18 protein-coding genes are annotated in these 20,964 nt (G+C 35.9%); 11 read left to right on the top strand and 7 right to left on the bottom strand.

Annotation, left to right across the window (positions count from 1 at the left end; all coding sequences use genetic code 11):
* Positions 1-110 precede the first annotated feature (110 nt).
* The 3 genes from ACR2MV_RS10155 to ACR2MV_RS10145 all read right to left on the bottom strand — a co-directional run bounded on the left by ACR2MV_RS10155 (position 111) and on the right by ACR2MV_RS10145 (position 2,862).
* Positions 111-899 carry a polysaccharide biosynthesis/export family protein gene (locus tag ACR2MV_RS10155; RefSeq protein ID WP_434021803.1) on the bottom strand — a complete coding sequence of 263 codons (789 nt, stop codon included), beginning with the start codon at positions 897-899 and terminating at the stop codon, positions 111-113.
* Positions 900-973: 74 nt separating this feature from the next.
* A complete protein-coding gene (locus tag ACR2MV_RS10150; protein WP_434021802.1) occupies positions 974-2,317 on the bottom strand; it encodes a UDP-glucose dehydrogenase family protein in 1,344 nt (447 codons plus the stop codon).
* Positions 2,318-2,319: 2 nt separating this feature from the next.
* Entirely contained in the window at positions 2,320-2,862 is a 543-nt protein-coding gene (locus tag ACR2MV_RS10145; protein ID WP_434021801.1) for a UpxY family transcription antiterminator, read from the bottom strand.
* 138 nt (positions 2,863-3,000) lie between these two features.
* On the opposite strand from ACR2MV_RS10145, the gene ACR2MV_RS10140 reads away from it, so the two are divergent.
* Together ACR2MV_RS10140 and ACR2MV_RS10135 are read left to right on the top strand one after the other, a co-directional pair.
* The gene (locus tag ACR2MV_RS10140; RefSeq protein ID WP_434021800.1) at positions 3,001-4,095 is read left to right on the top strand and encodes a glycosyltransferase; all 1,095 of its coding nucleotides are present in this window, start codon (positions 3,001-3,003) and stop codon (positions 4,093-4,095) included.
* A complete protein-coding gene (locus ACR2MV_RS10135; protein WP_434021799.1) occupies positions 4,088-5,206 on the top strand; it encodes a hypothetical protein in 1,119 nt (372 codons plus the stop codon). The genes ACR2MV_RS10140 and ACR2MV_RS10135 overlap by 8 nt, the downstream gene beginning before the upstream one ends.
* Here ACR2MV_RS10135 and ACR2MV_RS10130 read toward each other — a convergent pair whose 3' ends face one another.
* Entirely contained in the window at positions 5,207-5,866 is a 660-nt protein-coding gene (locus tag ACR2MV_RS10130; RefSeq protein ID WP_434021798.1) for a cell division ATP-binding protein FtsE, read from the bottom strand.
* A gap of 279 nt (positions 5,867-6,145) precedes the next feature.
* Between ACR2MV_RS10130 and ACR2MV_RS10125 the strand changes: the two genes are divergently transcribed.
* The 3 genes from ACR2MV_RS10125 (at position 6,146) to ACR2MV_RS10115 (ending at position 12,325) form a co-directional block, all read left to right on the top strand.
* Positions 6,146-7,429 carry a peroxiredoxin family protein gene (locus tag ACR2MV_RS10125; RefSeq protein ID WP_434021797.1) on the top strand — a complete coding sequence of 428 codons (1,284 nt, stop codon included), beginning with the start codon at positions 6,146-6,148 and terminating at the stop codon, positions 7,427-7,429.
* A 138-nt stretch (positions 7,430-7,567) separates the two neighbouring features.
* Entirely contained in the window at positions 7,568-10,579 is a 3,012-nt protein-coding gene (locus ACR2MV_RS10120) for a tetratricopeptide repeat protein (RefSeq protein WP_434021796.1), read from the top strand.
* 24 nt (positions 10,580-10,603) lie between these two features.
* The gene (locus ACR2MV_RS10115) at positions 10,604-12,325 is read left to right on the top strand and encodes a TonB-dependent receptor (RefSeq protein WP_434021795.1); all 1,722 of its coding nucleotides are present in this window, start codon (positions 10,604-10,606) and stop codon (positions 12,323-12,325) included.
* Here the strand turns inward: ACR2MV_RS10115 and rfbB are convergent.
* The 3 genes from rfbB to ACR2MV_RS10100 are packed head-to-tail and all read right to left on the bottom strand — an operon-like array spanning position 12,322 to position 15,609.
* Positions 12,322-13,380, bottom strand: a complete 1,059-nt coding sequence (gene rfbB, locus ACR2MV_RS10110; RefSeq protein WP_434021794.1) for a dTDP-glucose 4,6-dehydratase — start codon at positions 13,378-13,380, stop codon at positions 12,322-12,324. The two genes, ACR2MV_RS10115 and rfbB, sit on opposite strands and share 4 nt — an antisense overlap.
* 24 nt (positions 13,381-13,404) lie before the next feature.
* Entirely contained in the window at positions 13,405-14,427 is a 1,023-nt protein-coding gene (gene galE / locus ACR2MV_RS10105) for a UDP-glucose 4-epimerase GalE (protein ID WP_434021793.1), read from the bottom strand.
* Between the two features lie 33 nt (positions 14,428-14,460).
* Entirely contained in the window at positions 14,461-15,609 is a 1,149-nt protein-coding gene (locus ACR2MV_RS10100; RefSeq protein WP_434021792.1) for a DegT/DnrJ/EryC1/StrS family aminotransferase, read from the bottom strand.
* A 94-nt stretch (positions 15,610-15,703) separates the two neighbouring features.
* Here ACR2MV_RS10100 and ACR2MV_RS10095 point away from each other — a divergent pair, with 94 nt between their 5' ends.
* The 6 genes from ACR2MV_RS10095 (at position 15,704) to ACR2MV_RS10070 (ending at position 20,959) form a co-directional block, all read left to right on the top strand.
* Positions 15,704-16,951, top strand: a complete 1,248-nt coding sequence (locus tag ACR2MV_RS10095) for a 3-deoxy-D-manno-octulosonic acid transferase (protein ID WP_434021791.1) — start codon at positions 15,704-15,706, stop codon at positions 16,949-16,951.
* A 24-nt stretch (positions 16,952-16,975) separates the two neighbouring features.
* Positions 16,976-17,611: a Crp/Fnr family transcriptional regulator gene (locus tag ACR2MV_RS10090; protein WP_434021790.1), complete on the top strand. Its 636-nt coding sequence runs from the start codon at positions 16,976-16,978 to the stop codon at positions 17,609-17,611.
* 66 nt (positions 17,612-17,677) lie between these two features.
* On the top strand, positions 17,678-18,235 hold the full coding sequence (locus ACR2MV_RS10085) for a YeeE/YedE family protein (protein ID WP_434021789.1): 558 nt from the start codon (positions 17,678-17,680) through the stop codon (positions 18,233-18,235).
* An 11-nt stretch (positions 18,236-18,246) separates the two neighbouring features.
* Positions 18,247-18,660, top strand: a complete 414-nt coding sequence (locus ACR2MV_RS10080; protein ID WP_434021788.1) for a DUF6691 family protein — start codon at positions 18,247-18,249, stop codon at positions 18,658-18,660.
* Between the two features lie 86 nt (positions 18,661-18,746).
* Positions 18,747-19,739, top strand: coding sequence for a GTP 3',8-cyclase MoaA (moaA, locus tag ACR2MV_RS10075; RefSeq protein WP_434021787.1), 993 nt, complete (start codon positions 18,747-18,749; stop codon positions 19,737-19,739).
* Positions 19,740-19,747: 8 nt separating this feature from the next.
* Positions 19,748-20,959 (top strand): molybdopterin molybdotransferase MoeA, encoded by a 1,212-nt coding sequence (locus ACR2MV_RS10070; protein WP_434021786.1) that lies wholly within the window; start codon positions 19,748-19,750, stop codon positions 20,957-20,959.
* Positions 20,960-20,964 lie beyond the last annotated feature (5 nt).

Below are 20,964 nucleotides of genomic sequence, written 5' to 3'. Positions count from 1 at the left end.
ATTGTGGAGTGATGGAAATGTTCAAGCAGTTTGCAGAAATCACTACTGTGGTATCCTATAAAGCAAAAAAAAGCTCCTGAATCAGGAGCTTTTTTTAATATGATCTTTTATTAATTACTATTCGATGAGTTTATAATTGTTACCACTAAGGCAGTCATAGAGATCAACAGACCTAAAGAGGATAAAATTACACCTGTTTGTGCGCCAATGGCCGAACCTTTCGCTCTTGTTTTATTTGGCTCTACATAAACTACATCATTTTGTGACAGGTAATAAACCGGTGAGTTGAATAAATCATCTGATTTCAAATTTACCCTTGTATAGGTTTTTTTTCCATCGTAGTCTTGAATCACCAAGACGTTTTCTCGTTCACCATAAATGGTTAAATCACCTGCAAGTGATAAGGCTTCGATTAAGGTTATTCTTTCATTCGTAGCTGTAAAGGTTCCTGGTCTGGCAACTTCTCCCAACACGGTAATTCTATAATTGACCGTTTCGATGTCCACAATAGGATCCTTGATATAATCTGTTAATTTATCTTGCAACATCTTGGTGGCCTGAGCCCTGTTCATTCCTGCGATTTGTATTAGACCTAAAACCGGAAAATTGATATCGCCATCTGGATTTACTCGGTAGGTTTGTATTCTTTCTCTTCCACGGGCATCTAAATTATCAAGTGAAACACTGACTGAGGATTTATTAAAAGGCCTTGCCGCTTCTGCATCCAATGCATTTACCACAATGACCAATTCATCATCAACATGATATGTCGGAGAGTAACTGTCGAGACCAATCGAATTATCCGAACTGTTCATTCCATTAAAATAGACGACATCTTCTTTTGTCGCACAAGAAAACAAGAAACTGGTTAGGATAACCAGGGTAGCAATTTTTTTCATTTTGAGGGGTTTTAGTTAACGAATATACTTATTTATTTTAATTATGCAAATCTATCATTCTAATAGCAAGGACTTTATACCTCTGCCTTTAAGACCTTTTTTCCTATCTGAAAATACTCGAACCCTTTGCTTTCCAAACGCAAATGAGAGTACTGATTTCTACCATCAAAAATAATGGGACTAATCAATTTCATTTTTAGCTCTTCAAAATCCGGAGACCTAAATTCCTTCCATTCCGTCAGTAAAATCATGGCGTTCGCATCAGAAAGAGTTTCATATTTTGAATTAAAATAACTGACATTAGGTGTATCCTTTAAATAAAAAGACTGGGCTTCATGCATCGCTTTTGGATCATAGGCTTTTATCTGAGCACCTCTTTTAACCAATTCATTAATTATATAAATAGCCGGAGCCTCCCGCATGTCATCGGTTCCGGGTTTAAAAGCCAAGCCCCAAACAGCAAATGTTTTACCCGTCAAATCTTCTCCAAAACGCGTAATTACTTTTTTCGCAATCACCAGTTTTTGTTCGTCATTTACGGCTTCTACTGAAGAAATCAAAGAGGCGTGGTAGCCTTCATTCTCCGCAATTTTCTTTAAGGCCTTTACATCTTTGGGAAAACAAGAACCTCCATATCCACTTCCCGGATAAATAAAACTATAGCCAATTCTTGAGTCAGATCCGATACCTATCCTCACCTGATTTACATCGGCGTCTACCAATTCACAAATATTTGCGACCTCGTTCATAAAAGAAATTTTAGTCGCCAGCATGGCATTCGCTACATATTTTGTCATTTCGGCTGATCGAACATCCATTTCGATCATTCTATCGTGGTTGTGTGTAAATGGAGCATATAAATCTCTCATTCTCTGAAATGCCGCTTCACTATCTGCTCCAATCACAATTCTGTCCGGTTTCATAAAATCCTGGATAGCAGCTCCTTCTTTTAAAAATTCAGGATTCGAAACTACATGAAATTCAATCTCTTCCTGGCGTTTTTCTAATTCCGTTGCTATGGCTGCTGTTACCTTGTCTGCCGTTCCGACAGGAACGGTGGACTTGTCAACCACAACAAGTGGCTTTTTAATCTTTTGACCTATTTCAGAAGCAACACTCAGAACATATTGAAGGTCCGCAGAACCATCCTCTCCCATAGGAGTCCCAACAGCTATAAAAACCACCTTTGACTTGTTTAAGCCATCTTCAAGGTTGGTACTAAAATGTAAACTTCCATTTGCAACATTTTTTAGCACCATCGACTCCAGTCCTGGTTCATAAATTGGGATAATCCCTTCTTTTAGTTTATCGATTTTTTTTTGATCTATATCTATACAGGTCACATGATTTCCCATTTCGGCAAAACAAGTACCGGTAACTAAGCCAACATATCCTGATCCAATAACAGTTATATTCATTTTTAAACTTTTACCGTTTCTCTTTTTTGAATTTTTCTTAAAAAACTCATGGGAATATTCACGTTAAAACAACTCCCTAAGGAATCAATTTTTACCACTACACGATGATTTTTTCCTTCTCTGGTACACGTAGCAATCAATCCCATAAATGGTCCATTCATAACCTCTACATCATCCCCTGTGGTAAGATCAACACATGCGGAAATTTCCTGACTTTCTTTTGTACCTGTCAATATTCGAAGGTTTTCTATCTCAACTGCCCGTATCTTGGCAGGCTTCCCTAAATGCTTTAAAACATTTACCGTACCCTGAATCGGTAGGGTCTGATAAAGATCCTTTTCTGCCATGTTCACAAAAACGTAAGAGGATATTAAAGGTACTTCTATGGTTTTTTTTCGGTCACTCCATTGTCGGATGGTTTTCACCATTGGCAAAAAAACCTCAATATTTTGATCCACCATTCTTTGGTATACTTTTTTCTCAGACCTTGGCTTTGTAAAAATTGCATACCAACTGGTTATTTCTTCATTTTTTTTCAATCTCATCTTTCAGCGTGTTAGTTGAACTAAGTTTCTTGACAGATACTTTTTGAATTGACGAACAAATATAATATTTAATATATTTACCCTGCAATATAAAACGAGAATTATCAGTCCTGATTCTCCCATTTAATCCCTGATCCATTGAACAGAATTGTTATATCTGTAACCAACGATTTAGTAACAGATCAACGTGTTATTAAAACCTGTGAATGTTTTAACGAATTGGGCTTTGAAATATTGTTAATCGGCAGGAAATGGAAATCCAGTCCGGAAGCCAATTTTCCGTTTAAGACATACAGGTTTAGATTATTCTTTAATCATGGTTTTTTATTTTATGCCGAATATAATCTGCGGTTATTTTTTAAATTATTGTTTTTAAAAAAACAGATCCTGTATGCCAATGATCTGGATACCTTACTACCGAATTATCTGGTTAGTAAAATATCAACTTGTAAACTCATTTATGACAGCCACGAATATTTTACCGAAGTTCCAGAATTGATCTCCCGGCCTCGCGTCAAATGGTTTTGGTCCCAAATTGAGGAAAAGATCTTTCCTAAATTAAAAAATGTGATCACAGTAAGCCCTAAAATTGCTGAGATATATACATCAAAATATCAAGTGCCTGTAACTGTGGTTCGAAATGTTCCGAAGAAGTACAGGTCAAAAACAGATCCTTCATTCAATCTTAGAAAAAAGGATCATCATATCATCGTATATCAAGGCGCCTTAAACATGGGACGTGGTCTGGAGCTTATGATCAAAACCATGCCTTTACTCAAAGACTGTTTGTTAATAATTGTTGGACAAGGAGATATAGGTGCTGCCCTTAAGGATCAGGTAAAACATTTACATTTGCAGGAACAAGTCATTTTTCTGGGGCGTATAGTGCCTGATGAGCTAATCGGCATCACTAGGCAAGCGGATGTGGGAATCAGTCTTGAAGAAAATCTAGGGCTGAGTTACCGTTATTGCTTGCCCAATAAAGTATTTGATTATATACAGGCGGAAATTCCTGTGTTGGTTTCTGATCTTCCTTTGCTTAAAAAACTAGTGAAAGATTTTGAGATTGGAAAAACGCTCACATCAAGAAATCCTGAGTTCATGGCTCAACAAATCAAGGAGCTAATTAAGAATAAAACCTTTTATAAAACGGGGTTGAAAAAAGCATCAGAAATCTATACTTGGGATAAAGAAAAAAAAGTATTAATTGATTTTATAACTAATATTGAATAAAAAATTACATATCATCAGTTTTGATGTTCCATATCCTCCGAACTATGGAGGCGTCATTGATGTTTTTCACAAGGTACAGGCGCTTGCAGCCTGCCATGTTGAAATATATTTACATATGTTCCAATATGGTCGTCAAAAACAATCAAAACTAAATAGCTATTGTAAAGAGGTTCATTATTACAATAGAAACACCTCTGCTCTGAATGCATTGGGTTTGATGCCTTATATTGTAAAATCAAGAAAGAGTAGTGATTTAAACACCAATCTCAAGAAAATTGAGGCCCCTATTTTATTAGAAGGTCTTCACACGACCTTTATATTGAAAGCGAAGCTTTTTTCAGACCGCAGGATTTTGGTGAGGGCGCATAATATTGAACATTTGTATTACCAGCATCTGGCAAATACCGAAGGAAACATCTTTAAAAAGCTATATTATTGGAGTGGATCTCGAAAATTAAAGCGTTATGAGAAGGTGTTAAAAGGCGCGGATAAGATATTACCATTATCAATGAAGGAGTCTGAATACTTCAAAAAAAAATATAGTGAGGAAAAAGTAACATTTTTACCAGCATTTCATGCAAGTAATGGATTCCACGAACTATCAAAAAAAGGCTATTTTGCTTTCTTTCATGGCAACCTCAACGTAACAGATAATGTGAATACGGTCTTACTGCTTATTGATATTTTTAAACCATTGGATTATCCTTTGGTAATCGCAGGCAACACCTCTGACAAAAAACTTTTGTCAAAAATTGACCACTATAAAAATATCAGCTTTATAGAATTAAAAGATGAAGATCAACTATTCGAATTGTTGCACAGGGCACATGTTAACATTTTGTTCTCTAAAAATAAAGCTGGTCTCAAATTGAAACTAATAAATTCTGTTTTCCAGAGCAGATACGTAATTGCAAATAACAATGTAGCTGAAGGATCAGGATTAGAACCGCTGGTGAAAATAGCAAATACAAAAAAAGAAATCACGCATCAGTTACTACAACTAATAGACAAAGATTTTTCGGAAGAGGAAATTGCCAAAAGGTACGACTTGTTGAAATTATACGACAATCAAAACAATGCCCGGCTCCTTATGGAAGAACTTTATTCTTGATTAAACGACTTCAAATATTTTCCCGCCTTCACATTTGAGGGTTTTATGCGGAAATTTTAATATCAAGGCATAATCATGCGTAGCCATTAATATGGTAATTCCTGCCTTGTTAATATCTTCCAGAACATTCATAATTTCTACAGAGGTTTTGGGATCTAAATTTCCTGTAGGTTCATCAGCCAGGATCATTTCAGGAGTATTCAGCAAGGCTCTGGCGATCGCAACTCGCTGTTGCTCCCCACCAGAAAGTTGGTAAGGCATTTTAAACCCTTTGGTTTTCATATCTACCTTTTCTAAAACTTCGTTTATTTTCACTTCCATCTGATTTTTACCTTTCCAGCCGGTGGCCTTTAAAACAAAAAATAAATTATCATAAACGGACCTGTCGTTTAACAACTGAAAATCCTGAAAGACAATTCCAATTTTTCTTCTTAAAAAAGGGATATCCTTTTCTTTTAATTTTCGAAGATCAAAATCTACAATCGATCCTTTCCCATTCTGTAAAGGCAAGTCTCCATAAAGCGTCTTCATTAAGCTACTTTTCCCGCTACCGGTTTTTCCTATAATATAATTGAAATCCCCCTTTTGAATATCGAGATTAATATCGGACAGGATTAAATTTTCTCTTTGAAATATTGAGGCGTCATTTAATTGAAGCATTTTCCTTTTTTTTGTGAAACTATCCCTTGTTTTATTTCTGTTCGTTATCCTGATCGGAAACTAAAGAATGACAAACTTAATGTTTAAATTTGAAATAATAAAGTCCCTGAAATGTATAAATAGGCAGCAGCGAAAAAGTGACTAAATTTGTTTAAAAAGTGGCATTGATCTTATGGAGATCTTTTTAACTCAATTTTTAACAAAGATTTTAAAAATAAAATGTCCTTCTATTTGAGAGGAAGTGGTAATATTAACGACTCTAAGAAGAAACCCGAAGAAATGGAAATAATAAATTTCATCAAAGCTAGGCTTGACCCAAAGAAACGGGCAGTTCATGTACGTTTTCAAATATATGTAATTGTAGGTCTTTTATTCGTTTTGTCATTCAACTCTTGTAAAGAATCCACTCCTGAACTGGGCCTAAAAGAAGGCGTTTGGAGGGGCGCTATTTCCGCTCAAGGCAATGACATCCCTTTTAACTTTGACGTTTCTAAAAATAAAGGTGCTTATCAGATTAAACTGGTGAACGGACTTGAAAAATTGGCTATTGATAAGATTGATATCCTTGAAGATTCTCTTTTTTTTGACATGCATATTTTTGATATCAGCGTAAAAGCAAAAATATATCAAGACAGCCTGGTGGGAACTTATACGAAGAATTATGCTGAAGATTATGTGCTTCCCTTTAAGGCTTTCTATGGGAAAAAGGATCGTTTTGACAATATCAGCAGTTCAACTAGTTTCGACGGAAGCTGGGAAACTACCTTTACAGATTCAAAAGGAAAAGAAACACCGGCCATAGGAATATTTAAAAAAGAAGGGAATGCGCTTCGAGGAACTTTTCTAACTAAGACAGGGGATTATAGATACCTAGATGGCTATACGAATAAAGATACCATGTACTTGTATACATTTGATGGAAATCATATCTATAAATTTCGGGCTTTTAAAGAAAATGACTCTATTTTAAAAGGAGAATACTGGTCGGGCAAAACAAGTTATAAAACGTTTGTCTCAATAAAGAATGATACAGTCGCTTTGCCAGATGCAAATAGTCTGACCTATTTAAAAGAAGGCTATGATAAAATTGACTTTTCTTTCCCCGATTTGGATGGCAATTTAGTGTCTCCTTCTGACAAAAAATACCAAGATAAAATAGTAATTCTGCAGATATTAGGTACCTGGTGTCCGAATTGTATGGATGAAACCAGATTCTTAACCGATTGGTATAATAAAAACCACTCTAAAGGAGTTGAAATTATTGGTTTGGCTTATGAAATTAAGCCCGAATTTGAATACGCCAGAGATCGGGTCCAAACTATGAAAGAAAAAATGAATGTTCCTTACGATTTCGTCATTGCTGGTACTTCATCAACAAAATCTGCTTCTGAATCTTTGCCAATGCTTAATAAAGTAATGTCATTTCCAACCTCTATCATTATTGATAGAAAAGGAAAAGTAAGGAGAATTCATACGGGCTTTTCCGGCCCTGCCACTGGAGTTCATTATGAAGAATTTGTAGATGATTTTAATCAATTTATGAAGAAACTGATTGAAGAATAAATGGTTTGTTTTTTGTCAAAAACGAGGACTTTTCAACAATCTGTTGAACTAATCAACAATTTCACAATTTATTTCTTATTTGACGTTAGCTAAATAATCTATGTGCTATTTTTGATTTTTTCTAATGGATTCCATTCAATGAGGTTGCTAAAAATATTCATTTTATTTACACTTTTTTCTGTTTTCCAAGTAAATGGGCAGAAGTCTGTCATTTACACGCATGAGCTCGTTGAGTTTAATCATGCCATGCAGCTCTATTCCAACAAAGATTATGTTGCCTCACAATTAATTTTTGAAAAAATAAAAAACACCTTTGATGAAGCCTCAGAATTAAAGGCAAGATCTTATTATTATGAAGCCTTTTGTGCCATTAGATTAAAGCAAAAAAATGCCGATGATCTGATGAACACCTTTTTTGAAAAATTCCCTACCAGTACCAAGCGCAATACTGCCTTTCTGGAAGTGGGAGATTATTATTTTAATAATCGTAGTTATGCCTATGCCTTAAAATGGTTTAATAAAATCAACGAAAACAATTTAACACTTTACAGTCAGGAAGATTTTAATTTTAAAAAAGCATACGCCTTATTTGCTGTTGGAAGTTTTGCAAATTCACGAAAATATTTTTCAAAACTATTGGATTCAGATACCTATGGAGCCCAGGCTAAATATTATTATGGGTATATGGCTTATCAGGATGATGATTATACAGAAGCCGATAAATACCTCAATCAAGTGGCAGATAACAAGGGTTTTGATGATGACATACCCTACTATATGGCAAACATCAAATTCAAAACTGGTAAATTTCAGGAAGCCATCGATGCCGCTCTACCGCTCTTGGAAAAATCAAATGGAATTCAACGATCAGAATTGTCTAAAATTATTGGAGAGAGCTATTTTAACCTGAATGATTTTGAAAATGCCATTCCTTATCTCTTGGACTATCAAGGAAAAAAAGGGAAATGGAATAATACAGATTACTACTTGCTTGGCTATGCCTATTATCAGCAAAAAGATTATGAAGAGGCTGTAAACTGGTTTTCTAAAATAATCGATGGAAACAATGCCGTTTCTCAAAATGCCTATTACCACCTGGCTGAATGCTATTTGAAAAGCGACCGAAAACAAGAAGCTCTGAATGCCTTTCGAAATGCCAAACAAATGGATTTTAGTCCGGAAATAAAAAAAGATGCCTGGTTAAATTACGCCAAGCTTAGCTATGAAATTGGAAATCCGTACAAGAGTGTTGCTGAAGTAATTCAGGAATACCTGGCAGCCTATCCGGATGAAATCGATCAGACGGAAGTAAGAGAATATCTCATCAGCGCCTATATCGCGGCCAATGATTTTCAGGGCGCTTTGAACTATTTGAAAAATGCAGATGCTGAAGATAATGATACCTATCATAAGGTGGCATTTTTATATGGGGTACAACTGTTTAAAGATGGACGATTCGACAAGGCTATAGAAAATTTTGATCTTTCACTCGAAACCTCATCCGATTCTGAATTTAAGGCTCGGTCTTTATTTTGGAAAGGTGAATCCTTATACAGGTTAAAAAAATACGATCAGGCCATGGGAAGTTTTCAGAATTTTTCGAAAATGGCAGAGGCCCGGGAAACAAAAGAATACAATGTCATTTTATACCATCTGGCATATACCTATTTTCAATTAAAGGATTACAACCAGGCCGGAGGTCATTTCAATGAATTTCTGGCTATTTCTATTGATCAGGAACTTGCCAGAGATAGTTATTTGAGACTGGGTGATTGTTTCTTTGCATTAAGCAGTTATTTTAAAGCGATTCCCGCCTATGAAAAAGTTATCGATGCCAATGATGTAGATGTTGATTATGCACAGTTGCAAATTGCATTTTGCTATGGCTACATGGGTGAAACAGATAAAAAAATAGCCTCACTGATCGATTTTACAGAAGTAAATCTAAAGTCCACCCTTCGGGATGATGCCTTCTACGAATTAGGTAATTCTTACGTGAAATTAAGTAAGAATGCGGAAGCGCTGAATGCCTATGATGAAGTCGTCACTAATTATCGGATGAGTTCATTGGTATCAAAATCATTATTAAAGCAGGGACTTGTATATTTTAATTCAGATCAAAACAACCAGGCCCTTGACAAATACAAGCAGGTAGTCAATACCTATCCCGGGACGGAGGAAGCCAAAGAAGCAATTGCAAATGCCAAACAAATATATATTCAACAGGGTCGCGTTGATGAATATGAAAATTTTATCAGAAATGTCGATTTTGTCAATGTAACAGATGAGGAAATTGAGAATACAATGTTTGCTTCTGCCGAACAATTTTATCTGACCAACAACTGGGATAAAGCTATTGAATCATTCAATAAATACCTCGAAAGATTCCCTGCAGGCTCAAATGCCTTAACGGCAAATTTCTTTTTAGCCGATGCCCTTAATAATACAGACCAACTGGAAAAAGCGATTCCTCATTATCAGTTTATTCTGGAAAAGGATAAGAATCAATACACCGAGAAGTCCTTGTTGAATGTATCTTACTTTTATCTCAATCAAGAAAACTGGGAGCAGGCCATGGTTCTTTTAGCAAGGTTAGAACAGGAAGCCGAAACCGAACAAAACATTTTGTTTGCCCAAAGCAATCTTATGAAAGGGAATTACGCCTTAAAAAAATTCGATGAAGCTGAGGACTACGCTGCCAAAGTAATGGAACATCCAAAACTGGAACCAAAAATACTTTCAGATGCACAGATTATCATCGCCAGATCAGCTTTCGAAACAGGTGACTTCTTAAAAGCACAGGACGCTTTTAAAATTGTTGAGGAATCTGCAACGGGAGAGTTAAAAGCCGAGGCAATTTACTTCGATGCTTTTTTTCTGCATGATGAAGGAAATTATAAATTATCGAATGTCGCAGTACAAAAGCTGGCCTCCGAATTTTCAGCCTTCAGATATTGGGGAGGAAAAGGCTTGATCATTATGGCCAAAAATTTTTATGAACTGGAAGATGCCTATCAAGCCACTTATATTTTAGAAAGTGTGATTCAGAAATTTTCTGAATTTGAAGATCTCACAGAATCAGCCAGAACTGAACTTAACAGAATAAAAACCAAGGAGTCAAAAACCAATTCATCCGTCATTATTGAATAAGAAAAAGTCAAATAGGAATCAAAAATGAGTAAATACAACATATTCTTTTTACTGTTATTAATCAGTACCCTGGCTTTTTCGCAAAAAAAGAAAAAGGAAAGGATTGCTACTGAAGAGGTCAATGTGGTAAAGCCTTTTTCTCCGACAGTTTCTGAGGCCTTTAAAATTAATTCAGAGCCGGAAATTGACAGTATCGATATCGGTGGTAAAAAAGAGATTAGTTATACCATTAACTCCATTCCGGTTGCTTCAACATTTACTCCTGCAAAAGGAAAAGCCAAGACTCTTAAACGAGTTCCCAGAGAACGTTTTTACAATAATTATATTTCTGCCGGATACGGAAATTATAGTACACCCATTATAGAGATTTTTGCTCACAGTAATTCTTCAAATTATAATGATTTTGGAGGGTTTTTAAAATACCACTCTTCTGGGGGAGGCATTGATGGCCTTGTACTGGATGATGATTTTAAAGATCTGGATGTCGACCTCTATTACAAGCAATCTGAAAGAATGTTTGATTGGAATGTTAAAGGAGGTTTAGACTATTTAAGCACCAATTGGTATGGACTATCGGATCAAATTGAGTATTCAGAAGCAACCATTAATTCTATCGTAGAACGACAATCCTATACCAATATCCATTTAAGCGGTGGTATTGAATTTTTTGACTCTTTAATCCATACAGGAGGGCTGTCGTTTAATCGATTTTCAGATAAATACAAAAGCGGGGAGAATCATCTTGACATTGATGCTATTATTGATTTTCCGATCGGTCAGGAATTAATGTATTCAGAAATTAGTTTCGAACTGTTAAATGGAAAATTCGAAAATGATTATTTCCAAACGGAAAAACTGAATTACACCTATTTTAATATCGGGTTTAGTCCAAATTTTGAAGTACTAAGAGAAAATTTGACGCTCAATTTAGGAGCCAGACTATACTATAGTATCACCAATAATTTTGAAGGCAGTAAATTTTATTTCTATCCAAATATCACGGCCTCTTACAATATTAGTGAAGAAGCACTTATAGCTTATGCTGGAGTTATAGGGGACCTACAACAAAATAGCTATGAAAATTTTGTCTATGAAAACCCCTTTGTTTCACCAACACTATACATTCAAAGAACCGATCAGCAATACAATGCATATGCAGGTATCAAAGGATTGTTAAATTCAAAAATTCGCTTCAATTTAAAGGCAGCTTATATTAGTGAAAAAGACAAACCTTTGTACAAATTAAATCCATCATTGACAGATGGAAGCAATGAAGTTAATGAAGGCTATGAGGCGGCAAATTCTTTTCAAGTAGTGTACGATGATGTAAATACCATCTTTTTTAATGCCGAAATTATTTTTGACCTGTGGAAAGAATTTAAATTTGGAGGGAATCTTGATTTTAATTCCTACAGCTTAAAAAATGAAGAGCAGGCATGGAATTTACCTTTGATGAAAGCCACCTTACTTGCCAAGTATACCAGAAAAAAATGGAGTGCTGGTGCTGATTTGTTCTTTTCTTCGGATAGAAAAGATGAATTATCCATCATTCCCGATACCAGTATAAGAGTCACCAATGCCGCTTATTTCGATATGAACCTCAACGGAATCTATACCATTGATGACAAATTCGATGTTTTTGTCAATGTCAATAATATTCTAAGTGACAACTATCAGGTCTATACCAACTTTAAGGTGCAGGGTCTGCAGGTTTTTGGAGGTGTCAAATATAAATTCGACTTCTAGCTGTACATTTTCTTGTAATAGGTCTGATAGGCTCCTGAAGTTACATTGTCAAGCCAGTTTTCATTGGCCAGATACCAATCCAGTGTTTTTTCCAGTCCCTCTTCAAAAGTAACACTTGGCTTCCATCCCAAATTTCTATTTATTTTGTCCGCGTCAATGGCATATCTTCTGTCATGACCTGCCCTATCCTTTACATAGGTAATCAATTGCTCAGAACTTCCCTTGTCTCTTCCCAGTTTCTGGTCCATAAGTTGACATAACAACTTTATGAGGTTCAAATTGGTCCATTCATTGAAACCTCCGATATTGTAAGTCTCCCCCAATGTACCCTCATGAAAGATCGTATCAATGGCGGTTGCATGATCTTCTACAAACAGCCAGTCACGGGTATAATTTCCATCTCCATATACCGGAAGTGGCATTGATTTTTTAATATTATTGATAAATAAGGGTATTAATTTTTCAGGAAACTGGTTCGCTCCATAATTATTTGAGCAATTGCTGATAACAAATGGCAAACCATAAGTGTTTCCATAAGCCCTTACGATATGATCTGACGCCGCTTTTGAAGAAGCGTAGGGAGATTGAGGGTCATAGGAAGTTGTTTCGGTAAAAAGTCCTGTTTTGCCTAACGAACCATAGACTTCATCCGTGGAAACATGGTAAAACAATTTCCCTTCAAAACTATTCTCATGCGCTGCTCTAAAGGCATTTAAGAGATTAGCAGTACCCAATACATTGGTTTCGATAAAATCATTGGGATTGGTAATGGAGCGATCTACATGACTTTCTGCCGCCAGATGAATAACCGCATCAAAGCGATGCTCAAGGAATAATTCATGCATCACATCGCCTTCCTTAATATCAGCCTTGATAAAATGATAATTCTTTTGTGATTCCAGGTCTTTAATATTCTCTAAATTACCGGCATAGGTAAGTGCATCCAGGTTATATATTTGATATTCAGGATATTTATTCACGAATAAGCGGACCACATGAGAACCAATAAAACCAGCGCCTCCTGTAATCAATATACTTTTGTTTTTCTCCGACATAATTCGAACTTTATTATTTAATTCTTATTGCTGTTTTAATTGCCATTTCCATGCTGAACTTAGTGCTTCATCCAGACCTAATTCTGCCTTCCAACCCAATTCTTGATTGGCCAATGTTGTATCGGCATATGCTGCGGTAATATCTCCTTCTCTTCTATCAACAATCTTATATTGTAAAGCTGTTTGATTTACCTTTTGAAAGGCATTCACAACATCCAGCACTGAACTTCCGGTCCCTGTTCCCACATTAAAATATTCCATTTTAGATTTGTTATCCTTCTTCAGTAATCTTTGTAAGGCACATATATGAGCTTTTGCCAAATCAACTACATGGATATAATCTCTTACGGCAGTTCCGTCTGGTGTTGGATAATCATCTCCAAATACAGACAATTCTCCTCTCAAGCCCGCCGCAGATTGGGTCACAAAAGGAATTAAATTTTGAGGAACGCCAATTGGCAACTCTCCGATCAAGGCACTTTCATGAGATCCGATTGGGTTAAAATACCGCAAGGCAATCGCTGAAATAGCTTCCACCTTTGTTGCGTCTTCAATTATTTCTTCACCCATTTGTTTGGTATTGCCATACGGTGACTCAGCCCTTTTTACCGGTGCATTTTCTGTTATTGGCAATTCATCAGCCTGTCCATATACCGTACAGGAAGAGCTGAAAATCAAATGAGGCACGTTATTTTCAATCATACTTTTTAGTAGATAAACCAGGGTCGAAATATTATTTTCATAATATTTTAAAGGGTCTTCAACACTTTCACCCACTGCTTTTGAGGCTGCAAAATGTATGACACCATCAATCGTATTGTCTTTAAAAAACCTGACAACGGCTTCTTTTTCCTTTAAGTCCAACTGAACATATTCGGGTCGAATTCCAGTTATTTCTGTAATCCCTTCCAGCACTTCAATTCGTGTGTTCGATAAATCGTCAATAATGATTACCTCATACCCTTCCTGCTGCAATTCTACCACCGTATGAGAACCTATAAACCCCAACCCACCGGTCACTAAAATCTTATTTTTTTTCAATTCCATATACGTATTATTTGGATTCCTGGTACATCAATATCAGCCTACAAAATCAACAATCGTTTGAATAATCAAATCCTGTTGTTCTTTTTCTAATTCAGTATGCATAGGCAGCGAAATGACCGAAGTCACAAGCTCATTGGTCACTTTGAACTGATCTTCCTGGTAACGTTCATCTGTGTAGGCTTTTTGACTATGAAGAGGAACCGGGTAATAAATGGCATTTGGAATTCCTTTATCTACCAAATGTTGATGAAGTGCATCTCGTTTTCCATTGGTTATTTTCAAGGTATATTGATGAAATACATGACAGTTACAAGCATCGCAAATCTCTCCACATTTTTCCGTGGTAGGTGTAATGATATTAGGGTTGCTTTTAAAACCATTGTTATAGTATCTTGCTGCATTTCTTCTTGCCGAACAGTAATCATTCAAATGAGGTAATTTTAATCTCAGTACGGCTGCTTGTATACTATCTAATCTCGAGTTTACACCAACCACATCGTGATAATATCTTTTATACATACCATGATTCACCATACCTCGAATTGTATGAGCTAAATCATCATCATTTGTAAAAATGGCTCCTCCGTCACCGTAGCAGCCTAAATTTTTTGAAGGAAAAAAAGAAGTGGTCCCTATCGTTCCAATAGTCCCTGCCTTTTTTGTACGCCCGTCACTAAAAGTAAAATCCGCCCCAATCGCCTGAGCAGTATCCTCAATGACATACAAATTATGTCTTTTTGCAATTTCTAAAATAGCTTCCATATTGGCACATTGACCAAATAAATGCACAGGAACAATAGCCTTCGTTTTAGGTGTAATCGCTTTCTCTAAAGCTTCCAAATCAATATTAAAACTGTTTGGATCTACATCAACCAGAACGGGCGTTAATTTTAACAATGCAATCACCTCCACAGTTGCCGCAAACGTAAAGTCTGCTGTAATTACCTCATCTCCCTGTTCCAAACCAAGTCCCATCATGGCAATCTGCAATGCATCTGTACCATTTGCACATGGAATCACGTGTTTGACCTGTAAATATTCCTCCAGTTCTGACTGAAACATTTTAACTTCGGGACCATTGATAAAGGCAGCTGAAGCCACCACATTATTAATCGCTGCATCCACATCAGGTTTAATTTTTTCGTATTGACTTTGCAAGTCAACCATTTGAATTTTCTTCATTTTGGTCAATTTTAATTCTTATTTCAGCATTAAGCCAGACAAAAATACAAATATTTTACCCGCTCTTACACTAAATTTATAATTTAGCTGACAAATGAAATACCTATATAGTTTTGCGATTTTCTTAGCTGGAATCATTCTTCAAGTATTGGCTGTTTTTAATAAAAAACTAGCCTTATTTGTAAAGGGAAGAAAAGAGACTTTTTCCAGATTGGAAGCAACCATCAAAAAAAGCAATCATGTTATTTGGATACATTGTGCCTCTTTAGGTGAATTTGAACAAGGCAGGCCTATCATAGAAGGCTTACGAAAATCCTATCCATCCTCTAAAATTGTTCTTTCTTTCTTCTCTCCCTCAGGGTATGAAGTTCGAAAAAATTATGAGAAGGTTGATTCTGTTGTCTACCTTCCTCTGGATACCATTCAAAATGCCAAAAAATTCGTAGAATTGCTGCATCCTGACATGGCAATTTTTGTGAAATATGAAATATGGCCAAACCTGTTACAACAACTTCAAAAAAAATCGATTCCAACAATTTTAGTGTCTGGCATATTCAGGCAAAATCAACTATTTTTTAAATCATATGGTACTTGGATGAAAGAATCTTTGAAATCATTTTCACATTTCTTTCTTCAAAACAAAAGTTCCGAATCGTTGTTGAACAGTATTGGTTTCCAAAACACCTCTGTGAGCGGAGATACGCGTTTTGAGAGTGTTCTAGGGATATTACAGCAAGATAACAGATTGGATTTCCTGGAGAATTTTGTTAAAGAGAAATTGGTACTGGTGGCAGGAAGTACCTGGCCTATCGATGAAAAATACCTGAGTCATTTTCTAAATAAAAAACAAACTGAAAATTTTAGATGTATTATTGCTCCTCATAACATACATCCCAAAGAAATTCAAAAACTCAGAAATCGTATTGATGTAAAAACTTCCTTATTCTCTGAAGGTACGATAGCTCCCGATACAAAGGTTTATATTGCCGACACTGTTGGAATCCTGACAAAAATTTATAGTTATGCTGATATAGCTTATGTTGGAGGCGGTTTTGACAAAGAGGGCGTTCATAATGTGTTGGAACCTGCGGTTTTTGATGTTCCTTTAGTGATCGGCCCTATTTATGATAAATTTGAAGAGGCAAAAGAACTCGTCAAACTAAAGGCCTGTATGGTGGCTAAAGATGAAATTCAATTACATGAACATTTAACGAATTTGATAAATAATCCGAATATTCGAGCCGAAAAAGGAGAAATTGCAGGGTCATTTGTCAAAAAGAATCTTGGAGCCACCGAAATAATTATGGACTATATTGAAAAAGAACTAGGTGATAATTCATAAATTGTACTTTTAAACTCATATAACATGATCAGAGAAAAATTAGACGAATATTATAGTGTCGTTTTTGAAAAAGAACTGCTGGATGAAATTGCAAGTGCCGGTACTTATAAAAAAGTAAAAGAAAACGATTTACTGTTAGATATTGGAGATACCTTTCATTATATCCCTTTGATACTTACCGGTGCCATTAAAATTAGTCGTGAGACCAAAAATGGTGATGAAATTGTATTGTATTTCCTGGAAAGAGGTGACACATGTACGATTACCTTTGGAAGTGGTATCCAAAGCCATAAAAGCAAAGTACGGGGTATTGCAGAAAAAGATTCTGAGTTAATTTTTATTCCAGTTCAAAAGTTAGAAGAATGGATGATTAAATATGCTTCCTGGCGAAGTTTTGTAATCGATAGTTATGATATACGACTGAATGAAATGCTGGAAGCTATTGACACCTTGGCGTTTTTAAAAATGGATGAGCGCTTATTCAAATACCTTACAGATAAGGTTCAAATAATGAGAAGTACTGAATTAGCCACAACCCATCAAGAAATTGCCGTGGATTTAAATACCTCACGTGTTGTTGTTTCGCGCTTGTTAAAACAGTTAGAAAATGAAGGAAGGATTAAATTATTCAGGAACAAAATTGAAGTTATCGATTTTTAAATTGTAACAAATGTTACATGGCTCGAGGAGCTATCAATTATTTTTACAAATTAAGAGAATTAAATTATGGATTTTATTTTACAACCATGGGCCTGGTATGTTGCAGGACCCTTAATTGCTTTCTGCATGTTTCTCATGTATTTCTTTGGCAAGAAATTTGGCGTGTCATCTAATTTGGAGACCGTTTGTGCCATGGGAGGTGCAGGTAGATTTGTTGATTTTTTCAAATTTGATTGGAGAAAAAACAAATGGAATTTAGTATTTGTCCTTGGGCTTATTGTGGGAGGTTTTATCTCTGATCAATGGCTGACTCCTGACGAATCCGTTGCAATTAATACTGAAACGGTTCAAGATCTCGCTGATATTGGCATTAACAATGCTGGTGCCAGTTACCTGCCGGATGAAATTTTCAGCTTGGAGGCTTTAATGAGTGTAAAAGGGTTCTTAATTCTTTTGATTGCGGGTGTTTTGGTTGGATTTGGTTCCAGATATGCAGGAGGGTGTACCTCCGGGCATGGTATTGTAGGTTTGAGTAGTTTATCCATGGAATCTTTTATTGCCGTGGGCGGATTCTTTATCGGTGGCCTCATCATGACATGGTTTATTTTACCCTATATTTTTTAAACAAGGAATCTATGAAGTATATAAAATATTTATTAGTAGGAATATTATTTGGTATCACACTGAGTAAAGCAGAAGTGATTTCTTGGTTTAGAATTTATGAAATGTTCAAACTGCAGTCTTTTCACATGTATGGTGTGATTGGATCTGCTGTGGCCATTGGAATTATCTTGATGTATTTGTTTAAAAACGAAAAAATTAAAACCTTATACGGTACACCCATTGTGGTTGAAGCCAAGAAAAAAGGAATCTCAAGAAATTTAATTGGCGGTATTATTTTTGGCCTTGGATGGGCCTTGGGCGGGTCATGTCCCGGACCTATGTATATCTTATTGGGAAAAGGTGTGGTCTCTATCATAGTGGTGCTTTTTGGCGCTCACCTTGGAGCCTATCTGTACCATGCGCTAAAACATAAACTACCTCATTAAAGAGTTTTTATACGTTTCTTTTAATTCAAAAAGCATTGTATTGAGGCCTTTTTCGTAAATTTAGCCTCTGTCTTCTAAAATAAAGCATGAAGAAATTAATTGACAAACACGGTAGAAAGATTACCTATTTGCGCCTCGCGGTTACAGACAGGTGTAATTTGCGTTGTCAATATTGCATGCCTGCCCATGGCATAGATATCGTTAAAAGGCAAGAGCTTCTCACCTATAAAGAGATGTATAGAATTACGCGGGTTTTGAGTGAATTGGGAGTTGACAAAGTACGATTAACAGGTGGTGAACCTTTTGTTCGAAAAGATTTCATACATTTTCTTGAGTCCATGTCATTTAATAAAAACCTGAAAGAGATTAATATAACGACTAACGGGGCACTGATTTCTAAACACATCGACCAATTAGAAAAAATGGGCATCCATTCTGTAAACCTTAGTCTTGATAGCCTTGACCGAAAAAAGTTTTTCGACATTACCAGAAGGGACGTTTTTCCTGAAGTCATAGAAACTTATAAAGAACTGCTCAATAGTAATTTAAAGCTTAAATTAAACGTAGTAATACAGTCAGGCGTGAATACTGATGAAATTATTGATTTTATCGAACTCACTAAAAATGATCATGTATCGGTTCGATTTATAGAAGAAATGCCTTTTAATGGTAAAGGATTAAGAGAAGTTAAGGAGGTATGGAATTATACTAAAATTCTAGCCAAAATTAACTCCCATTATTCAAGTGTAGAAAGTTTGATATCTGAAAAAACTTCCACTTCTAAAAACTTTAAAGTTCCGAATTACAGGGGTACTTTCGGTATTATTCCCGCGTTTACACGAACAATCTGTACAGATTGTAACCGCATCAGAATTACAGCAACTGGCTTATTTAAGAATTGCCTTTTTGACGATGGGGTATTTAACCTAAAAGACTTTATACGAAAAGGTGCCAGCGACGATGAATTAAAACAAGTTTTTATTGATACTGTACAACAGAAGCCGGTCAATGGATTTGTTGCAGAGGCAAACAGAAAAAATAAAAATGTCTCTGAAAGTATGTCCACGATTGGCGGTTAGAAGAATTTATGAAACATTCAAAATCATTAATCCCTGTTGAAGAAGCCGTCCGAACAGTATTGGACGCAACAGAATCCTTTGGAACAGAATTAGTATCTCTGGAAGATTCGCTGGGAAGGGTATTAAGAGAAGATATAAAAGCGGATCGTGACATGCCTCCATTTGATAGAGTCAGTATGGATGGAATCGCCATCAATTATAAGGCTTTCGAAATGGGAAAAAGATCATTCCCAATAGAAAATATACAGGCGGCCGGCAGCGAGCAAAAAACCTTGCAAAAAAATGATCATTGCCTTGAAGCGATGACAGGTGCCATGCTGCCTGCAGGAACAGATACCATTATTCCCTATGAATTAATCCGAATAGAAAATGGCCGTGCGGAGCTTCAGGTAAACGAAGTTCACTATTTTCAAAACATCCATAAAAAAGGGCTTGATCGAAAAAAAAATCAAATTCTTATTCCTGCCCATACTGTAATTTCTGCGGCGGAAATCGGCGTATTGGCTACTGTAGGAAAATCAACTGTAAAAGTTGGGAAATTACCTAAGGTAGCAATCATTTCAACCGGCGATGAATTGGTGGATGTTTCCGAAATTCCTGAAGCATATCAGATTCGTAAAAGCAATGTTCATACAATCGCATCAACACTGAGGAGCCTTGAATTAAATCCTGATCTTTTTCATATTAAAGACGACAAAAACAAACTTAGAGCTACGATTAAATCCTTGCTGGAAGAGTATGATGTCTTAATGTTCAGTGGTGCAGTAAGCAAAGGTAAATTTGATTTTTTACCCGAAATTTTAGATGATCTTTCCGTTCAAAAATTATTTCACAAGGTAAAACAAAGACCGGGCAAACCTTTCTGGTTTGGTAAAAAAGAACGTACAACAATTTTTGCCTTTCCAGGAAATCCTGTTTCTGCCTATGTAAGTTGTTTAAAATATTTTGTTCCCTGGTTGGATAAAAGTCTGAATAGAAAAACAGAAGACAAGGCTTTTGCTGTTTTGGCCGAAGACTTTTTATTTAAACCTGAATTGACCTATTTTTTACAGGTTAAAATTGAAAATAAGAAAGGAGTACTTTTAGCATATCCTCTGGCTGGAAATGGATCCGGTGATTTGGCGAATCTATCGGATAATGATGCCTTTATTGAACTTCCTTCCGATAAAAATGAATTTAAAAAAGGGGAGTTTTATCCAATCATTCAATACCGTTTTTAAAACAC

It is taken from the genome of Lutimonas sp. (genome assembly GCF_051011215.1).
In the GTDB taxonomy this organism is placed as follows: Bacteria; Bacteroidota; Bacteroidia; order Flavobacteriales; family Flavobacteriaceae; genus Lutimonas.
This window is presented reverse-complemented; position numbering and strand designations above follow the sequence as displayed.

What these genes read in the sequence shown, in the direction of transcription:
- ACR2MV_RS10085 (WP_434021789.1), top strand. Translation starts at nt 17,678, where the DNA reads ATGGATTTTATTTTACAACCATGGGCCTGGTATGTTGCAGGACCCTTA.
- ACR2MV_RS10120 (WP_434021796.1), top strand. Translation starts at nt 7,568, where the DNA reads ATGAGGTTGCTAAAAATATTCATTTTATTTACACTTTTTTCTGTTTTC.
- ACR2MV_RS10155 (WP_434021803.1), bottom strand. Translation starts at nt 899, where the DNA reads ATGAAAAAAATTGCTACCCTGGTTATCCTAACCAGTTTCTTGTTTTCT.
- ACR2MV_RS10115 (WP_434021795.1), top strand. Translation starts at nt 10,604, where the DNA reads ATGAGTAAATACAACATATTCTTTTTACTGTTATTAATCAGTACCCTG.
- ACR2MV_RS10125 (WP_434021797.1), top strand. Translation starts at nt 6,146, where the DNA reads ATGGAAATAATAAATTTCATCAAAGCTAGGCTTGACCCAAAGAAACGG.
- ACR2MV_RS10145 (WP_434021801.1), bottom strand. Translation starts at nt 2,862, where the DNA reads ATGAGATTGAAAAAAAATGAAGAAATAACCAGTTGGTATGCAATTTTT.
- galE (WP_434021793.1), bottom strand. Translation starts at nt 14,427, where the DNA reads ATGGAATTGAAAAAAAATAAGATTTTAGTGACCGGTGGGTTGGGGTTT.
- ACR2MV_RS10080 (WP_434021788.1), top strand. Translation starts at nt 18,247, where the DNA reads ATGAAGTATATAAAATATTTATTAGTAGGAATATTATTTGGTATCACA.
- ACR2MV_RS10100 (WP_434021792.1), bottom strand. Translation starts at nt 15,609, where the DNA reads ATGAAGAAAATTCAAATGGTTGACTTGCAAAGTCAATACGAAAAAATT.
- ACR2MV_RS10095 (WP_434021791.1), top strand. Translation starts at nt 15,704, where the DNA reads ATGAAATACCTATATAGTTTTGCGATTTTCTTAGCTGGAATCATTCTT.
- rfbB (WP_434021794.1), bottom strand. Translation starts at nt 13,380, where the DNA reads ATGTCGGAGAAAAACAAAAGTATATTGATTACAGGAGGCGCTGGTTTT.
- moaA (WP_434021787.1), top strand. Translation starts at nt 18,747, where the DNA reads ATGAAGAAATTAATTGACAAACACGGTAGAAAGATTACCTATTTGCGC.
- ACR2MV_RS10130 (WP_434021798.1), bottom strand. Translation starts at nt 5,866, where the DNA reads ATGCTTCAATTAAATGACGCCTCAATATTTCAAAGAGAAAATTTAATC.
- ACR2MV_RS10150 (WP_434021802.1), bottom strand. Translation starts at nt 2,317, where the DNA reads ATGAATATAACTGTTATTGGATCAGGATATGTTGGCTTAGTTACCGGT.
- ACR2MV_RS10090 (WP_434021790.1), top strand. Translation starts at nt 16,976, where the DNA reads ATGATCAGAGAAAAATTAGACGAATATTATAGTGTCGTTTTTGAAAAA.
- ACR2MV_RS10070 (WP_434021786.1), top strand. Translation starts at nt 19,748, where the DNA reads ATGAAACATTCAAAATCATTAATCCCTGTTGAAGAAGCCGTCCGAACA.